This window comes from Bradyrhizobium sp. KZN70725 (genome assembly GCF_055264925.1).
The window spans coordinates 40,425-64,806 of record NZ_JBUYWT010000008.1 but is presented as its reverse complement, the minus strand read 5'-3'; the positions used below and the strand labels follow the sequence as shown (position 1 = coordinate 64,806).

The 24,382-nt window shown below is 64.9% G+C and carries 21 protein-coding genes; 11 read left to right on the top strand and 10 right to left on the bottom strand.

Annotated features, from left to right (window positions below; genetic code table 11):
• The first annotated feature begins 107 nt into the window (after positions 1-107).
• Positions 108-1,298, top strand: coding sequence for an ABC transporter substrate-binding protein (locus tag ACZBJS_RS10105; protein WP_076824215.1), 1,191 nt, complete (start codon positions 108-110; stop codon positions 1,296-1,298).
• Between the two features lie 82 nt (positions 1,299-1,380).
• Here the strand turns inward: ACZBJS_RS10105 and ACZBJS_RS10100 are convergent, their stop codons facing one another.
• The 4 genes from ACZBJS_RS10100 to ACZBJS_RS10085 form a co-directional block, all read right to left on the bottom strand.
• Positions 1,381-2,436: a 2-oxoacid:ferredoxin oxidoreductase subunit beta gene (locus ACZBJS_RS10100; protein ID WP_057014892.1), complete on the bottom strand. Its 1,056-nt coding sequence runs from the start codon at positions 2,434-2,436 to the stop codon at positions 1,381-1,383.
• Positions 2,433-4,280 carry a 2-oxoacid:acceptor oxidoreductase subunit alpha gene (locus ACZBJS_RS10095; protein WP_018273082.1) on the bottom strand — a complete coding sequence of 616 codons (1,848 nt, stop codon included), beginning with the start codon at positions 4,278-4,280 and terminating at the stop codon, positions 2,433-2,435. Before ACZBJS_RS10095 ends, ACZBJS_RS10100 begins: the two co-directional genes overlap by 4 nt.
• A complete protein-coding gene (locus tag ACZBJS_RS10090) occupies positions 4,250-6,049 on the bottom strand; it encodes an FAD-dependent oxidoreductase (RefSeq protein ID WP_076823960.1) in 1,800 nt (599 codons plus the stop codon). The genes ACZBJS_RS10095 and ACZBJS_RS10090 overlap by 31 nt, the downstream gene beginning before the upstream one ends.
• Positions 6,050-6,338: 289 nt before the next feature.
• Positions 6,339-7,010 carry a DUF4286 family protein gene (locus ACZBJS_RS10085; protein ID WP_253625779.1) on the bottom strand — a complete coding sequence of 224 codons (672 nt, stop codon included), beginning with the start codon at positions 7,008-7,010 and terminating at the stop codon, positions 6,339-6,341.
• A gap of 184 nt (positions 7,011-7,194) precedes the next feature.
• Between ACZBJS_RS10085 and ACZBJS_RS10080 the strand changes: the two genes are divergently transcribed.
• Positions 7,195-9,573, top strand: a complete 2,379-nt coding sequence (locus tag ACZBJS_RS10080; protein ID WP_316393645.1) for a caspase family protein — start codon at positions 7,195-7,197, stop codon at positions 9,571-9,573.
• A 66-nt stretch (positions 9,574-9,639) separates the two neighbouring features.
• On the opposite strand, the gene pip is transcribed toward ACZBJS_RS10080, so the two are convergent.
• The 6 genes from pip to pqqA form a co-directional block, all read right to left on the bottom strand.
• Entirely contained in the window at positions 9,640-10,611 is a 972-nt protein-coding gene (gene pip, locus ACZBJS_RS10075) for a prolyl aminopeptidase (RefSeq protein ID WP_316393646.1), read from the bottom strand.
• Complete coding sequence (gene pqqE / locus ACZBJS_RS10070; protein WP_229193129.1) at positions 10,601-11,845, bottom strand: pyrroloquinoline quinone biosynthesis protein PqqE; 1,245 nt, start codon at positions 11,843-11,845, stop codon at positions 10,601-10,603. Before pqqE ends, pip begins: the two co-directional genes overlap by 11 nt.
• Entirely contained in the window at positions 11,842-12,150 is a 309-nt protein-coding gene (gene pqqD, locus ACZBJS_RS10065) for a pyrroloquinoline quinone biosynthesis peptide chaperone PqqD (RefSeq protein ID WP_316393648.1), read from the bottom strand. The genes pqqE and pqqD overlap by 4 nt, the downstream gene beginning before the upstream one ends.
• Positions 12,151-12,216: 66 nt before the next feature.
• A complete protein-coding gene (pqqC, locus tag ACZBJS_RS10060; protein ID WP_076865727.1) occupies positions 12,217-12,972 on the bottom strand; it encodes a pyrroloquinoline-quinone synthase PqqC in 756 nt (251 codons plus the stop codon).
• Between the two features lie 20 nt (positions 12,973-12,992).
• Positions 12,993-13,922, bottom strand: a complete 930-nt coding sequence (gene pqqB / locus ACZBJS_RS10055) for a pyrroloquinoline quinone biosynthesis protein PqqB (protein WP_316393649.1) — start codon at positions 13,920-13,922, stop codon at positions 12,993-12,995.
• A 160-nt stretch (positions 13,923-14,082) separates the two neighbouring features.
• Positions 14,083-14,163, bottom strand: coding sequence for a pyrroloquinoline quinone precursor peptide PqqA (gene pqqA, locus ACZBJS_RS10050; protein WP_035635412.1), 81 nt, complete (start codon positions 14,161-14,163; stop codon positions 14,083-14,085).
• A 324-nt stretch (positions 14,164-14,487) separates the two neighbouring features.
• Between pqqA and ACZBJS_RS10045 the strand changes: the two genes are divergently transcribed.
• From ACZBJS_RS10045 to ACZBJS_RS10005, 9 genes are all read left to right on the top strand, one after another.
• Entirely contained in the window at positions 14,488-14,745 is a 258-nt protein-coding gene (locus ACZBJS_RS10045; protein ID WP_028332662.1) for a DUF6894 family protein, read from the top strand.
• A gap of 161 nt (positions 14,746-14,906) precedes the next feature.
• Positions 14,907-16,178: a PQQ-dependent sugar dehydrogenase gene (locus ACZBJS_RS10040; RefSeq protein WP_316393650.1), complete on the top strand. Its 1,272-nt coding sequence runs from the start codon at positions 14,907-14,909 to the stop codon at positions 16,176-16,178.
• A 111-nt stretch (positions 16,179-16,289) separates the two neighbouring features.
• Positions 16,290-16,856 (top strand): c-type cytochrome, encoded by a 567-nt coding sequence (locus ACZBJS_RS10035; protein WP_076823972.1) that lies wholly within the window; start codon positions 16,290-16,292, stop codon positions 16,854-16,856.
• A 71-nt stretch (positions 16,857-16,927) separates the two neighbouring features.
• The gene (locus ACZBJS_RS10030; protein WP_316393651.1) at positions 16,928-18,319 is read left to right on the top strand and encodes an amidase family protein; all 1,392 of its coding nucleotides are present in this window, start codon (positions 16,928-16,930) and stop codon (positions 18,317-18,319) included.
• 1 nt (position 18,320) lies between these two features.
• On the top strand, positions 18,321-18,797 hold the full coding sequence (locus ACZBJS_RS10025; RefSeq protein ID WP_028332658.1) for a glutathione peroxidase: 477 nt from the start codon (positions 18,321-18,323) through the stop codon (positions 18,795-18,797).
• Positions 18,794-19,054 carry a DUF3297 family protein gene (locus ACZBJS_RS10020; RefSeq protein ID WP_316393652.1) on the top strand — a complete coding sequence of 87 codons (261 nt, stop codon included), beginning with the start codon at positions 18,794-18,796 and terminating at the stop codon, positions 19,052-19,054. The genes ACZBJS_RS10025 and ACZBJS_RS10020 overlap by 4 nt, the downstream gene beginning before the upstream one ends.
• Positions 19,055-19,189: 135 nt before the next feature.
• Entirely contained in the window at positions 19,190-20,359 is a 1,170-nt protein-coding gene (locus ACZBJS_RS10015; RefSeq protein ID WP_316393653.1) for a mandelate racemase/muconate lactonizing enzyme family protein, read from the top strand.
• A 184-nt stretch (positions 20,360-20,543) separates the two neighbouring features.
• On the top strand, positions 20,544-21,605 hold the full coding sequence (locus tag ACZBJS_RS10010) for a hypothetical protein (protein ID WP_316393654.1): 1,062 nt from the start codon (positions 20,544-20,546) through the stop codon (positions 21,603-21,605).
• 300 nt (positions 21,606-21,905) lie between these two features.
• Positions 21,906-24,269: a TonB-dependent receptor gene (locus ACZBJS_RS10005; protein ID WP_463438674.1), complete on the top strand. Its 2,364-nt coding sequence runs from the start codon at positions 21,906-21,908 to the stop codon at positions 24,267-24,269.
• Positions 24,270-24,382 lie beyond the last annotated feature (113 nt).

Genomic DNA, 24,382 nt, shown 5'->3' with positions numbered 1-24,382 from the left:
GCGATTGCCGGCATGCGGAAATCTCGCGAGACGTTCTTGGTGATTGCCTGCGCGGACGCGATGGATAATGTGCGCCGCGTCAAGAAAACCAAGAAAAGGATATGCTCTTGTCAACTCGCTCCCGCCTGGCGGGCTTTCTCGCCTTCACCGCGCTCACGGCCTCGTTGATCTCGCCGTCCGTGGCAGCCGATACCGCGATCAAAATAGGAAACACCGCGCCCTATAGCGGCCCGGCGTCGGCCTACGGCACGATCGCGCGTGCCGAAGCCGCATATTTCCAGATGCTCAACGATCAGGGCGGCATCAACGGCCGCAAGATCGACTTCGAGAGTCTCGACGACGCCTATTCACCGTCGAAGACCGTCGAGCAGACCCGCAAGCTCGTCGAGCAGGACGAGGTGCTCGCGATCTTCAGCGCGGTCGGCACCGCGCCGAACATCTCGGTGCAGAAGTACCTCAACATCAAGCGCGTGCCGCAGCTGTTCGTGTCCTCCGGCGCGACGCGCTGGAACGATCCAAAACAGTTCCCGTGGACGGTCGGTTTCAATCCGACCTACGAGCTCGAAGGCCGGCTCTACGCAAAATACATCCTGAAGACCAAGCCGGATGCGAAGATCGCCGTCATCACGCCCAACGAGGACGCCGGCAAGGACTATCTGAGGGGTTTCAAGGACGGGCTCGGCGAGCATGTCGGCCAGATCGTCGCCGAGACCACGTATCTCACGACCGATCCCACCATCGATTCCCAGATGGTGACGATGCGCGAGTCCGGCGCGGACGTCTTCTTCGCGGAGGCGACGCCGAAATTCGCGGCCCAGGCGCTGCGCAAGGCGGCGAGCATGGGCTGGAAGCCGCTGACCATCCTGCCGACCGTCTCGAACTCGGTCTCCGCGGTGCTTGAACCGGCCGGTCTCGAGAACGTCATCGGCGTCGTGACCGGGCTCTATCTGAAGGATCCGACCGATCCGCGCTGGGCCGACGATCCCGCGCAGAAGGAGTTTGCGGACTGGATGAAGAAGTACCAGCCGAATGCGAGCCCGGGCGACCTCTTCAACGTGCAGGGCTACACGGTGGCGCAGGTCATGACGGCGGTGCTGAAGAACTGCAACGGCGACTACAGCCGTGCCAACATCATCAAGCAGGCGACCAATCTGAAGGCGCTCGAGCTGCCGATGCTGTTGCCCGGCATCAAGGTGCAGACCGAGCCCGACAATGTGACGCCGATCCGGCAAATCCAGATGGCGCGGTTCGACGGCAAGTCCTGGGCGCTGTTCGGCGACGTCTTGAGCGACAAGTAGCCGTCACCAACTCCGCTGTCGTCCCTGCCTAGTGCGCAATTGCGCACGGGAGCAGGGACGACACGGAGTGTGCTGCCACTGCTCAGCGCAGGCTGGCGTTGATCTTGTCCAGCACGGCTGAACCCGGGCACAGCGCTTGTTCGTCGAGCGTGTTGAGCGGCGTCTCGACGGTGTCGAGATGGGTGTGCAGATCCTCGGCATCCGGATCGACATAGAGCAGGCCAGTGACGATCTGGCCCTTGGCCGCGTGCTTCTGCAGGAAGGTCATCGCGCCCAGACGATCATGCGGATCGTAGTCGGCGTCGAGCTTGCGCAGCGCCAGTCTGGAGCCGTCATGCTGCTCGACCACCTGAACGGTGCCGGGCGCATAGTCGACGCTGATCGGATCGCGGCCGACCAGCACGTCGAGGCGATTCACCGCGTCATTGTGCTCGCGGACATAGTCAAAACTCTTGGTCGAGCCGGCGTGGTTGTTGAAGGCGATGCAGGGGCTGATCACGTCGATGAAGGACGCGCCCTGGTGGCGGATCGCAGCCGCGATCAGCGGCACCAGCTGGGTCTTATCGCCGGAGAAAGAGCGCGCCACGAATGTGGCCCCGAGCTGCAGCGCGATCGCGACCAGGTCGATCGCGTTGTCGGTATTGACGACACCCTTCTTGGACTTCGAGCCGCGGTCGGCGGTGGCCGAGAACTGGCCCTTGGTCAGGCCGTACACGCCGTTGTTCTCGACGATGTAGGTCATGTTGACGGCGCGCCGGATCGAATGCGCGAACTGGCCGAAGCCGATCGAGGCGGAATCGCCGTCGCCGGAGACGCCGAGATAGATCAGGTCGCGGTTGGCGAGGTTGGCGCCGGTCAGGACCGACGGCATGCGGCCGTGCACCGAGTTGAAGCCGTGCGAATTGCCGAGGAAATAGTCCGGCGTCTTCGACGAGCAGCCGATGCCGGAAATCTTCGCCACCCGGTGCGGCTCGATCGAGAGCTCGTAGCAGGCCTCGATGATCGAGGCGGTGATCGAATCGTGACCGCAGCCGGCGCACAGCGTCGAGATCTTCCCCTCATAGTCGCGGTGGGTATAGCCCAGCTCGTTCTTCTTCAGGCCCGGATGATGAAACTTCGGCTTTGCAATGTAGGTCATGTCACGGCCTTGCGGAGAGGGGTCACCTTGAGATGATCCTGGTGGTCGCCGATGGCGCCTGCGATGAAGCGCGCGGTGATCGGTGTGCCGTCATAGTGCAGGATCGGCACCAGCCTGACGGGGTCGATGCCGTTCTCGTTGACGATCAGCTGGCGAAGCTGCGCGTCGCGGTTCTGTTCAACCACGTAGACGAAGTCGTGGTCGGCGATGAAGCTCGCGACGCTGGAGTGGAACGGGAACGCGCGGATCCGCATGCGGTCGAGCTGATGGCCGCGCGCCTCCAGGATCCCGATCGCCTCGTCCATCGCGGGCGAGGTCGAGCCGAAATAGATCACGCCGTATTTGGTCGGCTTCGCCGCATTGGCCTGCAGCGGCCGCGGCACCATGTCCTGCGCGGTCTCGAACTTGCGCACCAGGCGTTGCATGTTGTCGGCATAGACCGCGCCTTCCTCTGAATAGCGCGCGTAGCGGTCGCGCGAGGTGCCGCGGGTGAAGTAGGAACCCTTGGTCGGATGCGTGCCGGGATAGGTGCGATAGGGGATGCCGTCGCCGTCGACGTCGAGATAGCGGCCGAAGTCGCGGCCTTCCTCGAGCATCTCCGCCGTCATCACCTTGCCGCGGTCGTATTGCTTGGCGTCGTCCCACTTCAGCGGGCGGCACAGCCGGTGGTTCATGCCGATGTCGAGATCGAGCATCAGGAAGATCGTGGTCTGCAGCCGCTCGGCGAGGTCGAAGGCGGCCGCGGCGAACTCGAACGCCTCCGCCGGATCTTCCGGGAACAGCAGCACGTGCTTGGTATCTCCGTGCGAGGCATAGGCGCAGGCGATCACGTCGCATTGCTGGGTGCGGGTCGGCATGCCCGTCGAAGGGCCGGCGCGCTGGATGTTCATGATCACGGCCGGGATCTCGGCGAAATAGGACAGGCCGATGAACTCGGTCATCAGCGAGATGCCGGGACCCGAGGTCGCGGTGAAGGCCCGTGCGCCGTTCCAGGAGGCGCCGATCACGATGCCGATCGAGGCGAGTTCGTCCTCGCCCTGCACGATGGCGTATTTCGCCTTGCCGGTTTCGGGATCGTGGCGGTACTTCTTGCAGTGGCTGGTGAAGGCTTCCGCCACCGATGATGACGGTGTGATCGGATACCACGCGCACACGGTGGCGCCGCCATAGACGGCGCCGAGCGCGGCCGCGCTGTTGCCTTCGACGAAGATGCGGTCGCCGACCTTGTCGGACTTCTTCACCCGCAGCCCGAGCGGACATTTCAGGTTTTGCAGCGCCCAGTCGCGGCCGAGATGCAGCGCATGGACGTTGGAGGACAGCAGCTTCTCCTTGCCCTTGTACTGCTCGCCGATCAGCTGCTCGACCAGCTTGGGATCGAGGTCGAGCAGGGCGCAGAGCGCGCCGAGATAGATGATGTTCTTGAACAGCTGGCGCTGCCTGGGATCGGTGTAGGTCGAGTTGGTGATCGCGGTCAGCGGCACGCCGATGACGGTGATGTCCTCGCGGAATTTCGACGACGGCATCGGCTTGGTCGAATCGTAGAACAGATAGCCGCCGGGCTCGATCGAGGCGACGTCCTTGTCCCAGGTCTGCGGGTTCATCGCCACCATCAAGTCGACGCCGCCGCGGGCGCCGAGATGGCCGTCCTCGGTGACGCGCACCTCATACCAGGTCGGCAAGCCCTGGATGTTGGACGGGAAGATGTTGCGTGGCGAGACCGGCACGCCGTGGCGCAGAATCGAGCGCGCGAACAGTTCGTTGGCGGAAGCTGAGCCCGAACCGTTGACGTTGGCGAAGCGGACGACGAAGTCGTTTACGCTGCTGATCGGGCTTTGGACTGACATGTTGATCCCGCTTGAACCATATCGATGAGGTACTTCTGCATGTCCCAGGCGCCGGTCGGGCAGCGCTCGGCACACAGCCCGCAATGCAGGCAGACGTCTTCGTCCTTCACCATGACGCGGCCGGTCTTGAGGTCGCCGGAGACGTAGAGCGCCTGGTCGTGATGCGGCGAGGGCGCTTTCAGCCGCTGCCGCAAATCATCCTCCTCACCGTTCTCGGTGAAGCTGATGCAGTCCATCGGACAGATGTCGACGCAGGCGTCGCATTCGATGCAGAGCGGCGCGGAAAACACCGTCTGCACGTCGCAATTCAGGCAGCGCTGCGCCTCGCCGAGCGCGAGCTTGAGGTCGTAGCCGAGCTCGACCTCGGCGCGGATGTCCTTCAGCGCGACCACCTTGTCGCGATGCGGCACCTTGAAGCGCTTGTCGGCGGAGATGTCGTTGTCGTAGCTCCACTCGTGGATGCCCATCTTCTGCGAGGAGACGTGCACCTCGGGCAGCGGGCGCTCGTTGATGTCCTCGCCGGACAGCATGCGGTGGATGGAGAGCGCGGCGTCGTGGCCATGCGCGACCGCCCAGATGATGTTCTTCGGCCCGAACGCCGCATCGCCGCCGAAGAACACCTTCGGATTGGTCGAGACGAACGTCTTGGGATCGACCTTCGGCATGTGCCACTTGTCGAATTCGATGCCGCAATCGGCTTCGATCCAGGGGAACGCGTTCTCCTGGCCGACCGCAACGAGCACATCGTCGCAGGGCACGGTCTCGTCCGGCTCGCCCGAGGGCACCAGATTGCGGCGGCCCTTGGCGTCGTACTCCGCCTTCACCTTCTGGAAGGTGACGCCGATCAGCTTGCCGGCCACATGCTTGAACGCCACCGGCACCATGTAGTTCAGGATCGGGATGTCCTCGTGAAGCGCGTCTTCCTTCTCCCACGGCGAAGCCTTCATTTCCTCGAAGCCGGAGCGGACAATCACCTTGACGCTTTCGCCGCCGAGGCGGCGCGCGGTGCGGCAGCAATCCATCGCCGTGTTGCCGCCGCCGAGCACGATGACGCGGCGGCCGATCTTGTCGACGTGGCCGAACGACACGTTGGCCAGCCACTCGATGCCGATATGGATGTTGGCGGCGCCCTCCTTGCGGCCGGGGATGTCGAGCTCGCGGCCGCGCGGTGCGCCAGAGCCGACAAAGATCGCGTCATAGTTCTCGGCGAGCAGCTGCTTCAGGCTGTCGACGCGCTGACCACCCCTGAACTCGACACCGAGGTTCAGGATGTAGTCGGTCTCCTCGTCGATCACGCTGTCGGGCAGGCGGAATTTCGGAATCTGGCTGCGCATCATGCCGCCGGCCTTGGGATCGCCGTCGAACACGGTGCAGTGATAGCCGAGCGGCGCGAGATCGCGCGCCACGGCGAGCGAGGCAGGGCCGCCGCCGACCAGCGCGATGCGCTTCCCGTTCTTCGGCCCGGGCTTCGGCAGCCGATGCTTGATGTCGTCCTTGAAGTCGGCTGCGACGCGCTTCAGGCGGCAGATCGCGACCGGGTTGTCCTCGACCCGGCCGCGGCGGCATGCTGGCTCGCATGGACGGTCGCAGGTGCGCCCGAGAATGCCGGGGAACACGTTGGACTTCCAATTGATCATGTAGGCGTCGCTGTAACGCCCCTCAGCAATCAACCGGATGTACTCGGGAACGGGTGTGTGTGCGGGACAGGCCCATTGGCAATCGACTACTTTGTGGAAGTAGTCAGGCGCCGAGATATCAGTCGGTTTCATTCCTACCTTTGACCCGCGCGAAAATGCCAGACCCGCGCGGCCTTATCGTTGACGACGAACGCTCACGTGGCGTTGTTCTGGTTTTTGAATTGGATCATAGGCTTATCTTATTAGAGCCGTTCCAGAGAAGGCAAAGGCTAAATTGTCCGATCATCAGCTTTCGCGCGGCTGATGCGCGTGTAGCGTTAATCTCGATTGCGTTATGTGGCGGTGCAGCATGATCTGCACCGCCACGTTTGCTTGAGAAGATGTTTTTCGGGAAAGCGCTTCGCACGCTTTCGGATCAGGCTTACTCGCGCGGAAGGTCGCTCTTCGCGATATCCCACAACAGCCTGTAGACGCCGCTGGTGACCACGAGCGGCTTCAAGGCTGCATTGCCGGTGATGCCTGCGGCCGCTGCGGGGATCGCGCCGACGTCGGTGGCGTCGATCAGCACGAACCAGTCGCCGGCCCCGGGATCGGGTTTCGCCGCATCCGGCGTGAGCGGTTTCGACAGATCAGGGTCGTTCTCCAGAAGGTGCATCGAGATGATGCCGTCGCGCGAAGCTGGATCGAGTTGCTCCCGCAATGCAGCGCGAAGTTTGTCCGCGCCTTCGGCGGGCGGGCGCAGGCGGATGATGCCGAGCGCTGCGCCCCTGCCGACGCCGCGGCTGATCGTGATGCGCGCGACCCCGCGGATCATGTTCTGAAAGCGCGCGATATTGGCCTTCGACCAGTCGGTCTGGTTGGCGAGCGCCTTGCGATAGGCCAGGCTCTCGAGCACATCGAAGGTCGCGGTCGAGTAGAGGCTGAGATATTTCGGCTTGCCGTCATGGGCGACGTAGCGGCGGGCTTCCAGGAAGCCGTCGATGGCGACCCGTTCCTCGAGATGTTCGCGGTCGTACCAGCGATTGAATTCAGCTTCGTGCAAGCTGTCGATATCCATCGAAGTCAGCAGCATGCCTTGTCCGGCGATTGGCATCGAGTGCTCCTTTTTTGCCTGTTTTATCCGCGCAATATCGCCTGATCGCGCAAACCAGGGAAGCCGGTTCCCGTCACCACAGACCAAGGATTGCCACAATTGCTGCAATGCTGTTCAGCACCGGTTCACAGAGGTAGCATTTCATTCGTTACGCCAACTCTCGAGAAGAAAAGGGACGACCACCATGGCACGCATTCTGTGGGCATTGATCGTCGGTCTGGTGTCGCTCGCCTCGCTTCCCGTGCATGCGCAGGATCAGGAAAAGCGTCTCGCACTTGTCGTCGGCAACGGCGTCTATGAGGCCGGCGCGTTGCAGACCGCCGCGAACGACGCCGGTCTGATCGCGCAGACCTTGCAGGCCGCCGGCTTCGACGTGATCGGCGCACGCGATCTCGACGGCGAGACGCTGCGCAAATCGTTCCGCGATTTCATCCAGAAGGTGCAGGAGGCGGGGCCCAATGCCGTCGCCTTCGTCTATCTCGCCGGTTACGGCGTGCAGCTCACCGGCGAGAACTATTTCGTGCCGGTCGATGCCAAGATTGCCCGCGACACCGACGTGCCGGTCGAGGCGATCCGCATCTCCGACTACAGCCACCAACTCTCGGCGCTGCCGATCAAGGCCGGCGTGATCGTGCTCGATGCGGCGCGCAGCAATCCCTTCGCCAAGGAAGGCCAGCCGCTGGCCGGCGGTCTTGCGCTGGTCGATCCCGATCCGAAGATGCTGATCGCCTTCAACTCGGCGCCCGGCACCGTCGCCCCTGACGGTGCGCCGCCCTACGGGCCTTACGCGCAAGCACTGGCGGAAATGATCCGCACCGGCGGCCTGACTCTGCCCGAGGTGTTCGACCGCGTCCGCCTGCGGGTCAACGAGATGACCAAGGGCGCCGAGATCCCGTGGGATGCGCACAAGGTCGACGCGCCCTTCATGTTCTTCGAGCGCAAGCCGGACGCGCCGCCGCAGCAGGTCGATGCCGGGCTGCGCACCAAGCCGATCCGCGATTTCTCGGCGCAGGATGCCTACGCCGCGGCGCTGGAGCGCGACACGCTGCAGGGCTACGAGGATTACCTGCAGGCCTATCCGAACGATCCGCTGGCCAAGCGCGTGCGCGCGATCGTGGCGGCGCGGCGCGAGGCGATCACCTGGCGGCGCACCTACAACGCCGACTCGACTGATGCGTATTGGTCGTATCTGCGGCGCTATCCGCGCGGGCCGCATGCCTACGACTGCCGGCGCCGGCTCGCCTATCTGTCGGCCGCGCTGGAGCCGCCGGCGCAGTTCACGGTGCTCGACTACGACGTGCCGCCGCCGCCGCCCGACGAGATCGACTATGTCGACCGCCCGGTGCTGTATTACAGCGATCCGGTGTTCGCCTTCGCGCCGCCACCGCCGCCGCCGGTGTTCTTCCTGCCGCCGCCGCCGCCGGACTTCGTCGTGCTGCCGCCACCGCCGCCGCCGATCGGCCTGTACGTGCTGCCGACGCCGATGTTCGTGGCGATGCCGGCCTATGTCGCCGCACCGGCCTATGTCGTGCCGCCGCAGAACAACATCGTGTTCAACAACATCCACAACACCACGGTCATCAACACGGTCATCAACAATCCCAACCCGACGCCGGCGCAGCTCCATGCGGCCGGGGTGACGGCGGCGATGGGCGGCGCGCCGGTGACGGCGGCACCGCGACTGCCGGCCGCGGCGATGCAGCGCGCCAATCTGCCGGGCGCTCCGCAAGGCGCGACGCCCGCGCAGGGCGCGGCGATGGGAGCTCCGCGCGCCGCACCGAACGCTGCCGCGGCGCCGAACGCTGCTGCCACTCCGAATGCTGCCGCCGCTCCGAATGCGATGGGCGCGCCGGGCACGCCGGGTGCGCATACCCTGCCGGGCGCGAAAAATGGACCGCCGCTGCCGCAGTCGGCGACCGCACCGGCCAATGCCATGCAGCATGGCGCTGTGCCGCCGGGAGCCGCACAACCCGGCGCCGCGCAACCTGGCGCAAAGCCGAATGCGGTGGTGCCGGGCAAGCCGGCGACTGCCATGGCGCCTGCCAATGCGCAGCCTGCTCCTCCGGCCAAGCCCGGTGCCGCGCCGGCGACAAACGCGCCCGCCTCACCCGCGGCCGCCGGCAAGCCAGGTGCGCAACCGCTTCCGCATGCGGCGACCGCGCCGACCGCAAACGTGAAGCCCTCGGCGGCGCCGTCGCCGGCGAACAGCGCGATGTCGACACGGCCGACGCCGGCGGCGCACCCGGCACCCGCGCGCGCCGCAGTGTCGCCGGCGCCGGTCTCCCGGCCCGCGCCGGCGCATGCGGCAGCTCCGCCGGTCCATGCCGCAGCTCCGCCCGTGCGGGCTGCGGCTCCCCCGCCGCGGCCGGTTGCCCCGCCACCTCGTGCTGCGGCTTTGCCGCCGCGTCCGGCGCCGGCACCGGCTCCGCGCGCCGCGCCGCCGCCTCGGCCGGCGATGCAGGTGCAACATGCAGCGCCGCCACCGCGGATGGCGGCGCCGCCAAGGCCCGCGGCCGCGCCACGGGCAGCGCCGGCATGTCCTCCCGGCAAGTGCAAACATTGAGGGAAGCAAGGGAGCCGGTCGAGTTCTTCACCGGCTCCTTGACGTCGGGTGCGTTCCGGCGGCGGTCTAGCGCTTGGCCGCGAGGTCGGCGATCGCCTTCATCACGGCGTTGCGGATGCCGGGATCGTAGAGGATGTGGCCGGCGCCATCGATGATGCGGACCTCGCTGCCCGGCCAGCGCGCGGCGAGCGCGTGCGATGTTGCGGGCGGGCACAACAGATCGTAGCGGCCCTGCACCAGGATGCCGGGAATGCCGGCGAGCTTGCCGGCCTCACTCATCAATTGATGCGGCCGCATGAAGCAATCGTTGGCGAAGTAGTGCGCCTCCATGAACGGCGTCGAGGGCAGGGCGCCTGAGGCCTTGAGATCGAGCCGCGTCTGCTTCGGCGTGTGCTCCGACAACGCGCGTTCGGTGTCGTGCCAGGCGCGCGCGGCCGGCGCATGCACGGCGGCGTCGGGATCGAGGATGCGGCGATAATAGGCCGCAAGCGGTGCTGCGCGCTCGCTCTCGGGCAGGAAGTTGAGGAAGTCCTCGTGGAGGGCGGGATAGAAGCGCGGCAGGGCGCGCAGGAAAACGTCGTCCAGCTCCTCGGCTGTGCCGAGAAACGTCGCGCGCAGTGCGAGCCCGCTGACCCGCTCGGGATGGGCCTGCGCATAGGCCAGCGCCAGCGTCGCGCCCCAAGAGCCGCCGACCACCATCCAGCGCGCGAAGCCGAAGCGCTCGCGGATCTTCTCCATGTCCGCGATCAGGTGCTGCGTCGCGTTGTTGTCGCGGCTGCCCTTCGGCCGGCTGCGGCCGCAGCCGCGCTGGTCGAACAGCACGGCGTGAAAGCGCTCGGGATCGAACAGCCGGCGATGATCGGGCTGGCAGCCGCTACCGGGGCCGCCATGCAGATAGACCGCGGGAATGCCACCCTCGCGCCCGACGCTCTCGACATGGAGATCGTGGCCATCGCCGACGTCGAGCCATTCCGACGTCAGCGGCGCAAAGGGATCGGCACGCCTCGCGGCCTTGCCGACGTCGGCGTCAGGCGCCATTGCGCTTGTCCTGGGATTCGTTCCGGGGGGCGTCCGTCTCCAACGTGCCGCCGGCGAAGTTACGATACAGGAAGCGGTTCTGCGTGCCGGCGGATTCCTGCTCGGCCTGCTTGAAGATCTCCTCGTGTCGCGGCGACAGCGCGCAGGCCGGGTCCGTGTTGCCGGCATCGCCGGTCAGCGCAAAGGCCTGGCAGCGGCAGCCGCCGTAATCGATCTCGCGGAATTCGCAACTCTTGCACGGCTCCGGCATCCAGCCGGTGCCGCGATAGCGGTTGAAGGCCTCCGAGTTCTGCCAGATCCAGGCGATCGAATGATTCGAGCGCACCGATTCGAATTCAAGCCCGGTGATGCTTTCGGCGGCGTGGCACGGCAGCACCTTGCCGGCCGGCGAGATGTTGAAGAACTGGCGGCCCCAGCCGCCCATGCATTTCTTCGGCCGCAGCGCGTAGTAATCCGGCACCACATAGTCGATCGCAAGCGTGCCCTTCAGGCGCATTTGGGCTTCCTCGACGATGCGGCTGGTCTCCTCGATCTGCTCGATCGTCGGCATCAGCGCGGCACGGTTCTTCAGCGCCCAGCCGTAATACTGCACGTTGGCGACCTCGAGCCGGTCGGCGTCGAGGTCGACCGCCATCTGGATGATGTCGGTCAGCTGATGCAGGTTCTGCCGGTGCATCACCGCATTCACCGTGAGCGGCAATTCGAGCTCGCGCGTCCATTTGGCGACCTCGAGCTTCTTCTTGTGCGCGTCCTTCAGCCCGGCCACGCGGTCGGCGACGTTGGGCTCGTTGCCCTGAAAACTGATCTGCACATGGCTGAGGCCGGCGTCGGCCAGCGCCGAAAGCTTGTCCCTGGTCAACAGCACGGCCGAGGTGATCAGGTTGGAATAGAGCCCGACATCGGTCGCGTGCTGCACCAGCTCGACGATGTCCTTGCGCGCGGTCGGCTCGCCGCCGGAGAAATGGATCTGCAGCACGCCGAGCTCGGCAAGCTCGCTCAGCACCTTCTTCCATTCGTCCGTGGTGAGCTCGGTCGAGCCGCGGTCGAGCTCGACCGGGTTCGAGCAGTAGGGGCATTGCAGCGGGCAGCGGTGGGTGATCTCGAGCAGCACCGCAAGGGGAATGCCGTAGGTCTCGGCCGCCGAGCGGCGGCTCTCCAGCACGGCGAGCCCATCGCTTGGGGCTGCGCTCGGGCCCGGCGCTGTCGTCTTGTTGTCGGCGAGCGTGTCACTCATGCTGTGCTCTCGCGCGCTTCGGTGAGAAAACCCTTGTCGGCCAGATCCTGCAGCATCGCGATCACATCGGTTGCGATCGCCTCGCGTGGGGCGGCGTATTTTTCGGCGAGCTGGTCCACCATCTCGGCGACACTGCGCATGCCGTCACACAGCTGCAGCACCTCGACCGCGATGTCGTCCGGCGCCAGCACGCGCTCCGGCGCCAGGATCACCCAGACCTGCCGCGTCTCGTCGAATTTCAGCTTGGTATGGCGCGGCAGTTTCGGCCGGCTGGTCTCGCTGACGCTGATGTTGCGGCTGGTCATGATCTAAGTCTCTTTGTCTGAGCATGATCTTTCGGAAAACCGGCTCCCACTTTTCCGGATCATGCTCTAACCTGTCTTCGGCACGAACGCGCCGGGCGGAATCTGGCCGTCGACATACGCATGATACAGCGCGTCGAGCTGCACCCACAGCACGTTGGTCTTGAAGATCAGCGCGTTGCAGACCGCTTCGCGCTCCGCCGGCGTCTTGGCGTGCTGCTTGACATAATCAAGCGCGAAGCCGGCGTCGCGCGGCGCCTGGGTGAGGCGGCGGCTGAAATAGCTCATGATGTCGGGGTTGACGAAGTCGTAGTGCTTCAGCATCCCCGAGATGCGCTCCTCGTGCAGGTTCGGCGCGAACAATTCGGTGAGCGAGGAGGCGATCGCCTCCAGCGGGGTGCGGTCGCGGCAGAAATGCACATAGGCTTCGACGGCAAAGCGCGTCGCCGGCAAGATGCCTTCGGTGGACTCCACGTAAGCCGTGTCGAGGCCGAGGCCTTCGGTCAGCTTCAGCCAGCGCTCGATGCCGCCTTCATTGCCGAGATCGCCGTCATGATCCTCGATGCGGTGGCGCCATTCGATCCTTGTGTTGCGGTCGCGGAAGCGCGAGATCACCATCGCGTCCTTCAGCGGGATCGTGCTCTGGTAGTAATAGCGGTTCAGCGCCCAGGCCTGGACCTGGCCCTTGTTGAGCTTGCCGCCGTGCAGCAGGCGGTGGAACGGGTGCAGGCTGTGATACCGCGTGGCACCGATCGTGCGCAGCGTCGCCTCCATCTCCTCGGCACTGTCGAGCGTGATGCCCTTGCCGATCGAGAGCGCGGTCATTCCGGTGGTAGGCACGACATTCACAGCACGATCTCCGTTCCGTCGGAGGGAATCTGCCAGCCCGCCTGTTCGGCCGCCTTGCGTTCGGCCGAGGTCCCAAGCAGCGCCGGGTTGGAGTTGTTGATATGCAAAAACACTTTTCGTCCGATGTCGAGCCCGGCGAGGCTTTCGATCGCACCCTGATCGCCGGACATCGCGATATGGCCCATGCCCTGGCCGGTCTTGTTGCCAAGGCCCGCCGCGATCAGTTCGTCGTCGCGCCACACCGTGCCGTCGAAAAACACCAGCGGGGCGCCCTTGAGCCGTGATTTCAGGTCGTCAGTCACCCGTGCGCAGGCGGCCAGGAAATAGAAATATTTGCCGCTGCGCCTGTCCGCAATACGCAGGCCGAGCGTATCACCGACGCCGTCGGCGCCCGCCGGATGCGCCTTGCCCTCGAGATACCACGCGCCCTTGCCGGGAACCTCGAACGGCAGCACCTCAAGCCCGGACGGCGATCCGTCGGGCAGGGCCGGTTCGAAGGCCTGATCGACCGCGATCGGCCGGCGGTCGACGTTCTTGTCGCTGAGCACGTTGAAGATGCTGTTCGAACGCAGGATCGCAAGCACCCGCTCATGCGCGTAGATCGTGAACGGCGAACCCTCGCGCATCGACAATAGCCCGGCGACCGCGTCGATCTCGCCATTGGTGAGGATGACGCCCGCGATCGGGCTATGGCGCAGTGCGCCGTGCTTCGGATGCAGCTGCGGCGTGGCAATCAACTGCTGGCGCAGATCCGGGGATGCATTGACCAGGAACCAGTGCACGCCATCGCCGCTGACCGCGATCGAGGCTTGCGTGCTCTGCAGCTCGGGATGGTCGCTTCGCGCCGTCCTGCAGACGGCACAGCCGCAGTTCCACTGCGGAACGCCGCCACCCGCCGCGGCACCCAGGACGACGACACGAAGCATGATCCGTCCCCTGGAGAAGCTTGGCCCTGGAGAAGTTTGTTGGACCCAGAAACGTTACGAGGTGGACCCCGGATTTGAAACACACTCCCTTGCTCGGGAGCGCGTTACGCCCGGATGTCCACCTGCGCTAAAACGCTAAACGTGTATGTGGCGCTGCCGCTTACTTGCGGGTTGCGCACATATACATGTTGATTTCCATGCCGACCGACACTTCGACGATCTTCGGTGCTTTCCAGGCCATTTGGCTCTCCTTGTTGCAACCGGACGAACTTTCCGCCCTGCAGAGTAAACTACTGTGGTTGGAAAAGTTCGCCAGTTAAATTTTCTGTAAGGTGCCGCCTCGAAGGGCATGCTGCACTGCGGCAAGCAAATCTTACCCACTCACAAATTTGTGCGCGCGTTTCCCGTCAAAAGCCCGTGGCATCAGACCTTTTTCCTGTTGTTCGCCACACGGTGAATGGTGATGTTGGAATAAGTAAACAGCAGCCCGCGGTCCTCCGAAGGTCCCGGTGGCGATCCGTGCTTCCCCGCGACGGGAGGCGACTAACCGAGCCGAGTTCAGCCGATGCCACGCTATTTCTTCAACACCCGTATCGGCGACGAGCTGATCTCCGATCCCGACGGCGAAATCCTGCGGGACCCCGATCGTGCGTGGGAAATGGCGCGCGCGATGATTCGCGAACTGCTCAAAACCGAGGGCGCCGATGGCGCGCTGCTCAGCGCCGTGATCGAGGTGACCGACGACGAGGGCGAGGTCGTGCTGGAGTTTCCATTCACGGAGGCGATCCTCGATCGCCCGGACCGCTCGATGACAAGGCACTGACGCTGGCCCCGCGCGGCCACAACCATGCGTTGGCCGATGTCCGGCATGCTTCCGATTGCAATTGTCCGGACAAATTCGCAAGACTATGAACGGAAAGCCGAACGGCGCCGGGCGACGTCAATGGCGCAATCAACAACGGCTTCCACCCAGGGGAGATCTTCATGAAAAAACACTCGTTCGCACCGCGCAGCTTGCTGCTCGCGGGGGTCATGCTCGGGGCGTTCACGCTCTCTGCTGCGGCGCAACAGCCGGCCGCGCCGGCGGCAGGTGCCGCCCCTGCCGCCCAGCCGCTGCCGCCTGGCTCGCCCTTGATCGGGCGTCCCGACAATGAAGCCGCCGCCAAGCTCGCGCCGGTGGCGCCGCCGCCGCTGCCGTCCGCACCCGACAAGCTGCCGCTCGCCAAGCTCAAGGTGCCGGCCGGCTTCAATGTCGAGGTCTATGCGGCCGGCATGGCCAATGCGCGCTCGCTGGCGCTCGGCGACAAGGGCACGGTGTTCGTCGGCAGCCGCCTCGTCGACAAGGTCTATGCGATCGTCAACAAGGACGGCAAGCGCTCGGTCAAGGTGATCGCCTCCGGTCTCTATCGTCCGAACGGCGTCGCCTTCAAGGACGGCACGCTCTACATCGCCGAACTCTCGAAGGTCTCCAAGATCGACAAGATCGAGGACAATCTGGATAACCCCCCGAATCCCACCGTCATCTACGACAAGCTGCCGAAGGACGAGGCGCATGGCTGGAAGTTCATCGCCGTCGGTCCCGACAACAAGCTTTATGTTCCGGTCGGACAGCCCGGCAACAACGTGCTGCATGATGCCGACCACGGCCAGATCCGCCGCATGAATCTCGATGGCTCCGGCGCCGAGGTCTACGCGCTCGGCGTGCGCAACACGGTCGGCTTCGACTGGAATCCCGAGAACAAGCAGATGTACTTCACCGACAACGGCCGCGATTGGCTGTCGGAGACGGTGCCGGAAGACGAGCTCAACCGCATCACCAAGGCGGGCGAGGATTTCGGCGCGCCGTACTGCTACCAGGGCAACATCATCGACCAGGAGCTCGGCTGGGGCAAGACCTGCAAGGACTACACCGCGCCGGTCGGCCTGATGGGCCCGCATACCGCGTCGCTCGGCATGCGCTTCTACACCGGCAGCATGTTCCCGAAGACCTACAAGAACGTGATCTTCGTCGCGCGTCACGGCTCCTGGAACAAGTCGCAGAAGCAGGGTGGTGACGTGGTCGCCGTCAGGCTGAACAAGGACGGCACCGTGAAGTCGATGGAGCCGTTCCTGACCGGCTTCCTCGAAGACAACAAGTATGCCGGCCGCCCGGTCGACGTGATGCTGCTGAAGGATGGCTCGCTGCTGGTCTCCGACGACTGGAACGGCGCGGTCTATCGCGTCAGCTACGGCAAGCCGAAGGTCGCCAATCAGTAACAACCACCAACGTCATTCCGGGCTGGTGCGACAGCACCAGACCCGGAATCTCGAGATTCCGGGTTCGCCCTTCGGGCGCCCCGGAATGACACTGAAAGTCAGGAGCAGCCGATGCGTAAGTTCATGATCCCTGTGCTCCTGGTTGCATCCGCTCTTTCCGCAAATGCCGAGACCATCCAGGAGCGCGCCGCGGCGTGCTTTGCCTGCCATGGCGAGCATGGCACGTCGGAGACCGAGAACACGCCGTCGCTTGGCGGCCAGACGGCGCCCTATGCGCTGATCCAGCTCTTCATGTTCCGCGAGAAGCTGCGGGTGTTCGACCCGATGAACGAGATGGCGAAGCCGCTGACCGACGATGATTTGCGCAGCTTCTCGGACTTCATCGCGACCTTGCCGAAGCCCACGCCGCCCGCTGATGCCGGCGATCCGGCGCGGATGGCGCGGGGCCAGGCGCTGGCGCAGCAGAACCGCTGCAACAGCTGCCACAACACCGATTTCTCCGGCAAGGAGAATGTCCCGCGCATCGCCAACCAGCGCGAGGACTACCTCGCCAAGACGCTGGCCGAATACAAGGACAACAGCCGCCATGGCTATGACGCCACCATGGCCGACGTGATGCAGACGGTCACCAAGGAGCAGATCGGCGACCTTGCCTATTACATCGCGCATGTCCGCTGAAACATCAGGCGGCGGACCGCTGGCCATGTTCTCCGCGCGGCGCTAAAACGCAGCGTCACACGGAGTTGCACATGCAGGATATTTGGCGTCTGTCGGCGGCCGAGCTCGCCAGCCTCATCAGATCGAAGAAGGTCTCGGCGAAGGAGGCAGCGGAGGCGGGGCTCGCCCGGCTCGACGCGGTCAACCCGAAGCTCAACGCGGTGGTCGATCACCGGCCGGACGACGTGCTGGCGCAGGCGGCCAAGATCGATGCGGCCATTGCGCGCGGCGAGGCGGTCGGGCCGCTCGCCGGCGTGCCGGTCACCATCAAGGTCAATGTCGACCAAGAGGGCTACGCCACCACCAATGGGCTGAAGGCACAGCGCGACGTCATCGCCAGGGTCGACAATCCGGTGGTCGCCAATCTGCGCAAGGCCGGCGCGGTGCTGCTCGGCCGCACCAATTGTCCGGCGGTCTCCTATCGCTGGTTCACCACCAACCTCATTCACGGCGACACCAAGAACCCGCGCGATCCCGGCATCACCCCGGGCGGCTCGTCCGGCGGCGCGGGTTCGGCGGTCGCGGCCGGCATCGGCCACATCGCGCACGGCACCGATATCGCCGGCTCGGTGCGCTATCCGGCCTACGCCTGCGGCGTGCACGGCCTGCGGCCAAGCATGGGCCGCATCCCGGCCTTCAATTCGGCTTTGCCGGAGCGGCCGATCGGCCCGCAGATCAGCGCGGTGTCGGGCCCGCTGGCGCGCACCATCAACGATCTGCGCATCTCGCTCGCGGCGATGTCGGCGCCGGACTATCGCGACCCCTGGTATGCGCCGGTGCCGCTCGAAGGCCCACCGCGCGAGAAGCGCGTTGCGATGTGCCTCAATCCCGACGGTCTTAATCCGGTGCCGGAAGTGGTCGCCGCGGTGGCCGATGCCGGCAAGCGCTTGCAGAAGGCCGGCTGGATCGTCGAGGAAATTGCAAACACGCCGTCCTTGCGCGAGGCGGCCGAGATCCAGACCCGGCTCTGGCTCGGCGACGGCTATGAGGCCCAGCTCGCATTCGCCGAGCGCGAGGGCGATCCCGGCGCACTGGCCTGCCTGCGCGGCGTCCGCGCCCGGGTGCATCCGTTCGACCTGTCGCAGGCGCTGACCCGCCGCGCGACCCTGACGCGCGAATGGTTCGCCTTCTTCGAGAAATATCCGGTGCTGCTGATGCCGGTGTCCGGCGAGCTACCGTTCCCCGACCATCTCGACCGCAAGGACGAGGCGTCGTTCGCGCGGGTGTGGCACGCGCAGCTGCCGCAGATTGCGATCCCGTTCATGGGGCTTCCCGGGCTCGTGGTCTCCACCGGTCTCGTCGGACGGATCCCGGTCGGCGTGCAACTGGTGGCCGGACGCCACCGCGAGGATCTCTGCCTTGCCGCTGGTGAGGCGGTCGAGGCCGGCGGCACGCCGTCGTCGCCGATCGATCCGGTCAGCTGAGATGGCGACGGTTTACGATTTCACCGCCAAGTCGCTCGCCGGCGACGACGTACCGCTGCAGCGGTTCGAGGGCCAGGTGCTGCTGATCGTGAACACGGCGAGCGCCTGCGGGTTCACGCCGCAATACAAGGGCCTGCAGGAGCTGCACGCCGGCCTGTCGCCGCGCGGCTTCGCCGTGCTCGGCTTCCCCTGCAACCAGTTCGGCGCGCAGGAGCCGGGCGATGCGAAGCAGATCGCCGCGTTCTGCGAGACCAACTACGCCGTCACGTTTCCGATGTTCGCCAAGATCGACGTCAATGGCTCAGGCGCGCATCCATTGTACGAACACCTGAAACGTGAGAAGTCGGGCCTGCTCGGGCCCGCGATCAAATGGAACTTCACCAAGTTCCTGGTCGATCGCGCCGGCAAGGTCGTGGCGCGGCATGCGCCGACCGCCCGGCCCGAAGGATTGAGGAAGGACATCGAGGCGCTGCTATGAGCGACGACAACGACACCAACGACCAATTCCCCGACCGCCTCTCGGTCGATCCGAACAGCCCGTACTACAACGCGGAGATTCTCGCCCGCGATGTCGGCATCCGCTTCAAAGGCGCCGAGAAGACCAATGTCGAGGAGTACTGCATCAGCGAAGGCTGGGTCCGCGTCACCGCCGGCAATGCCAAGGACCGTTACGGCAATCCGCTGACCATCAAGGTGCACGGGCCGGTCGAGCCGTATTTCCGGGACAAGACGTAGCAACCGTCATTCCGGGATGGTCCGAAGGACCAGACCCGGAATCTCGAGATTCTCGGTGCGCAACTGCGCACCTGAGGGTTCGATGCTTCGCATCGCCCCGGAATGACGTGCCTAACAAATTGCGAAAGCAGCGCCATGTCCGTCCGCATCGTCGACGTCCGCGAAATCACAAAACCGATCTCCTCGCCGATCCGCAACGCCTATATCGACTTCACAAAGATGACCTCGAGCCTGGTGGCCGTGGTCACTGACGTGGTGCGCGACGGCAAGCGGGTGGTCGGCTACGGCTTCAATTCCAACGGCCGCTACGGGCAGGGCGGTCTGATCCGCGAGCGCTTCGCGCCGCGCCTCAAGGAAGCCGATCCGAAATCGCTGCTCGATGCCGATGGCGGCAATCTCGATCCGGACAAGGTCTGGTCGACGCTGATGTCGAACGAGAAGCCGGGCGGCCATGGCGAGCGCTCGGTCGCGGTCGGCACCATCGACATGGCGGTGTGGGACGCGGTGGCGAAGATCGCGGGCAAGCCGCTGTTCCGTCTGCTCGCCGAGCGCCACGGCCGCACCGCCAATCCGCGCGTATTCGTCTACGCAGCCGGCGGCTACTACTATCCTGGCAAGGACCTCGGCGCGCTGCGCAAGGAGATGCGTGGCTATCTCGACCGCGGCTACAACGTCGTGAAGATGAAGATCGGCGGCGCGTCGCTTGGCGAGGACCGCGAGCGCATCGAGGCGGTGCTGAAGGAGATTGGCAGCGCGGCGCAGCTTGCGGTCGACGCCAACGGCCGCTTCGATCTGGAGACCGCGATCGCCTACGCCAAGATGCTGCGCGAGTATCCGCTGTTCTGGTACGAGGAGGCCGGCGACCCGCTCGACTACGCGCTGCAGGCCGCGCTGGCCGAGTTCTATCCGGGGGCGATGGCGACCGGCGAGAACCTGTTCAGCCACCAGGATGCGCGGAACCTGATCCGCTACGGCGGCATGCGGCCGGACCGCGACTGGCTGCAATTCGATTGCGCGCTGTCCTACGGGCTCTGCGAGTATCAGCGCACGCTCGAGGTGCTGAAGACCCACGGCTGGTCGCCGAGCCGCTGCATCCCGCATGGCGGCCACCAGATGTCGCTCAACATCGCGGCCGGCCTCGGCCTCGGCGGCAATGAGAGCTACCCCGACCTGTTCCAGCCCTATGGCGGGTTCCCGGACGGCGTGCGCGTCGAGGGTGGCCACATCGTGATGCCCGACCTTCCCGGCATCGGCTTCGAGGGCAAATCCGATCTCTACAAGGAGATGAAGGCGCTGGCGGACTAAGTCCGGCCAGCGGGTGCCGATCCGCCGGGGGCGCGGGGTGGGCCCGAGCTTGCTCGCAAAATTATGTGAGCGATGCTCAAGAATTGTTGAACGTTGCTCATTTCTGGATATACTCATGAGAACGGGGCGCCTTTGTCCCGGATGATCGGGAGCAGGTGCAAAAACCGGCCGTGAGGATAGCCGCATGCCATATTCAGCCAAGGATCTCCGGGACGCCGCAAATGCCGGGGTGATCAGCCCGGCCGATCTGGAACGGTTGCTCGCTTTCCTGGCGAGCAGCGCCGGGCAGGGTTCGGCGGGCGATGCAAGTCCCGCCGCCAAATTCGATGCCGCGCATGTGCTCTGGTACGCCGGCGCGCTCATTGTGATCGGTGCCATGGGCCTGTTCTCGACCCTGGCCTTCACCCAGATGGGCGGCCGCGCGCTCACGGCCTGCGCGATCGCCTATGCGGTCGGGTTCAGCGTGGCGGGTCACCACCTCTGGCACGCCAAGAATCTGCGGGTTCCCGGCGGCCTGCTGATCGCGATCGCGGTCTCGATGGCGCCGCTCGCGGTCTACGGCATCCAGGACGAGCTTGGCTGGTGGGGCAAGTTCGGCAAGCCGGGAACCGTGCAGGACTTCTACGTCTGGGTGAAGGGCAGCTGGATCTTCATGGAGATCGCGACCGTCGCCGCCGGCATCGTCGCGCTGCGCTACTACCGCTTCGCCTTCATCGTCGCGATCATCTCGGTCGCGCTGTGGTTCATGTCGATGGACCTGGCGCCGTGGTTCAGCGGCATGGCTCACGCCGATTTCGAGATGCGCCGCAGGGTGTCGATCTGGTTCGGGCTTGCCGTGCTCGCGGTCGCCTGGATCGTGGACTATCGCAGCCGCAACGGCGACTTTGCGTTCTGGCTGCATCTGTTCGGCCTGATGGCGTTCTGGTGCGGAATTAGCGCGTCCGAAGGCTCAACCGAATTGAGCAAGGCGGTGTATTGCCTGCTCAATGTCGGCCTGATCGTGATTGCCGTGATTTTGATGCGGCGCGCCTATGCGGTGTTCGGCGCGTTCGGCATCTGCCTCTATCTCGGCCATCTCGCCGACGTCGTCTTCAAGGACTCGCTGTGGTTTCCGTTCTCGCTGTCGCTGATCGGCATTGCCGTGATCGCCGCAGGCCTGCTCTACCATCGCAACGAGCGTGCGATCACTGGCTGGATCGATGCGCATCTGCCGGCGGGGTTGCGGCCGCGGTCCGCAACCGCATGACCGCGACGTCCTGATCGTTTTAGAATCGCTACAATCTGGAATTGCTACAAGAAGTGCGGCGCGCAAGCGCCGCTCTTCGTTTCCAGGCGCAAATCCGGAAGCCGACAGAAACCATTCGCATCCTTGACTTTTCCAACCCTGCGCTCGCCGCGAGGTGTATCCGCGTCCATTCGTCGCGATTTTATTCCGTCGTCACGCAAAAATTTTCTCGCGCCCGTCGTCTGGACGCACAGCGCCGCACCTCTCTAGAGGACGGCGCATCGCCTTCAACGAAGGCGAGAGTTGCTTGGGGACGACGTCATGACATCAAGAACACAAGCCCATCGTCGCACTGTCTTGCTTGCGCTGCTCACGGCGAGCTATCTCGCGCTGAGCGTTCCGCTCGCAACGTCTGCCGCACAGGCGCAATCGGCGCCGTCGCAGGCCGGCGCCTCGTCGCTGCCGCCGGTGACCGTCACCGCGCCGGCCACGCAACGTCGCCGCAACGCACCATCGACATCGCGTAACACCGCCGCAGCACGAGGCCGCCGCACCCAGACGGCACGGCGGATCGCGCCCGCGGCGGCGGCAAAACCGTTCGCGGAATCGCAGGACGCCCGCACCGGCACATCGGGCTATTTCGCCAACAGCACGTCGGTTGCGACCAGGACCAACACCGCCATCGTCAACATCCCGCAATCGCTCAACGTGATCACGCGGGAGCAGATCCGCGACCAGAACTATCAGGGCCTCACCGACGTCACCCGCTATGTCCCCGGCGTTGCCGTGCATCAGGGCGAGGGCAATCGCGACGAACTCGTGATCCGCGGCGTCGATTCCAGCGCCAACTTCTTCGTCAACGGCTTTCGTGACGACGTGCAGTATTTCCGCGACATGTACAACGCCCAGAGCATCGAGGTGCTGAAGGGGCCGAGCGCGCTGACCTTCGGCCGCGGCGCCGGCGGCGGCCTGCTCAACCGCACCCTCAAGGAAGCCGACGGCAACCGCGTCTACGAGGCGACGGCGCAGACCGGCTCGTGGGGCGATCGCCGCGTCAGCCTCGATGCCGGACAGGCGATCAACGACAACGTCGCAGCAAGGCTCAACGTGTTCTACGAGGGTGCCGACGCCTTCCGCGATTTCAATCATCTGGAGCGCTACGGCATCAATCCGACGGTGACGCTGAAGCCCGACGACAACACCAAAATCAAACTGAGCTACGAGTACTTTCACGACGAGCGCACCGCCGATCGCGGCAATCCCTCGCAGGGTCTGCCGGGCGGCGCGACCCGCTTCAACCCGACCACGCCGTTCGCGCCGAACGGCGACTTCTCGACCTTCTTCGGCAGCCCAAGCCTGAACACTGCGCAGGCGACGGTGCAGACCGGCATGGCGATCATTGAGCACGATTTCGAGAACGGGCTGACGGTGCGCAACGGCACCATCGCCGCCGACTACCAGAAATTCTATCAGAACGTCTATCCAACGGGCGGTCCGCTCGCCGGCGCGGTCAATCCTGCCGACACCGCGGTCAATCTCGGCGCCTATCAGCACACGACGAATCGCGACAATGTCTTCAACCAGACCGATTTCACCTACAAGGCCTGGACCGGGCCGCTGTTCCACACCGTCGGCTTCGGCACCGAGTTCGGCCGGCAGACCGGCGTCGATATCCGCAACACCGGCGTGTTCCCGAACGGCACCAACACCATCGTGCAGAACCCGTTCGCGCCGACCTATTTCGGCCCGGTGACGTTTCTTCACCACTTCACCGGCACCAACAGCGACGGAGTCACCACGCCCGATTCGAACAGCCGCTATGCGCTGAACATTCAGTCCGGCTATCTCAGGGACACCATCGAGATTTCGCGCGCGGTGCAGATCATCGCCGGCGCCCGGTTCGATCGCTACGACATGTCGGCCACCGACATGAACACCAACATCAATCGCAATCGCGTCGATAATCTGGTGTCGCCGCAGGGCGCCCTGATCATCAAACCGATCGATTCGATGTCGGTCTATACCGCCTACAGCGTCTCCTTCCTGCCGGCCTCGGGCGACCAGTTCAGCGCGCTGAACGACGGCACCCTGATCCTGCAGCCGCAGCGCTTCGAGAATGTCGAGCTCGGCATGAAGTGGAACATCAATCCGAAGCTGCTGTTCTCGACCGCAGTCTACAATCTGAACCGCACCAACCAGCCGATCGCCGACGGCAACAATCCCGGCTTCTTCTTCCCCTCCGGCAGCACGCTCACGCGAGGCGTCGAGGCGAGCCTGACCGGCTATGTCACCGCGCAATGGCAGTCGTCGCTGGCCTATGCCTACACTGACGCGAAGATCACCGGCGCCACCTCGGCGACCGTCGTGCCCGGCAACCGCGTCCAGCTGGTGCCGTACAATCAGTTTGCCTGGTGGAACAAGTATCAGTTCACGCCGATGTGGGCGGCTGCGCTCGGCGTGATCTATTTCGGCGATTCCTTCGCCTCGTCCGACGATACGGTGCGGCTGCCGGGCTTCGTGCGCTTCGATGCGGCGATCTACGCCAAGATCGACGAGACCTGGAGCGCCCAGCTCAACGTCGAGAACATTTTTGACAAGGGCTATTGGGCGTCGGCTGACGGCAACAACAATATCTCGGCGGGACAGGGCCGCACGGTAAGGCTGATGGCGCGGGCGAGGTTTTAGCTTTCACCGTCATGCCCGAGCTTGTCCCGGGCATCCACGTCTTTGCCGCGGTCTACAAGAAAGACGTGGATCGCCGGGACAAGCCCGGCCATGACAACGGTAGAGAGGTGTGC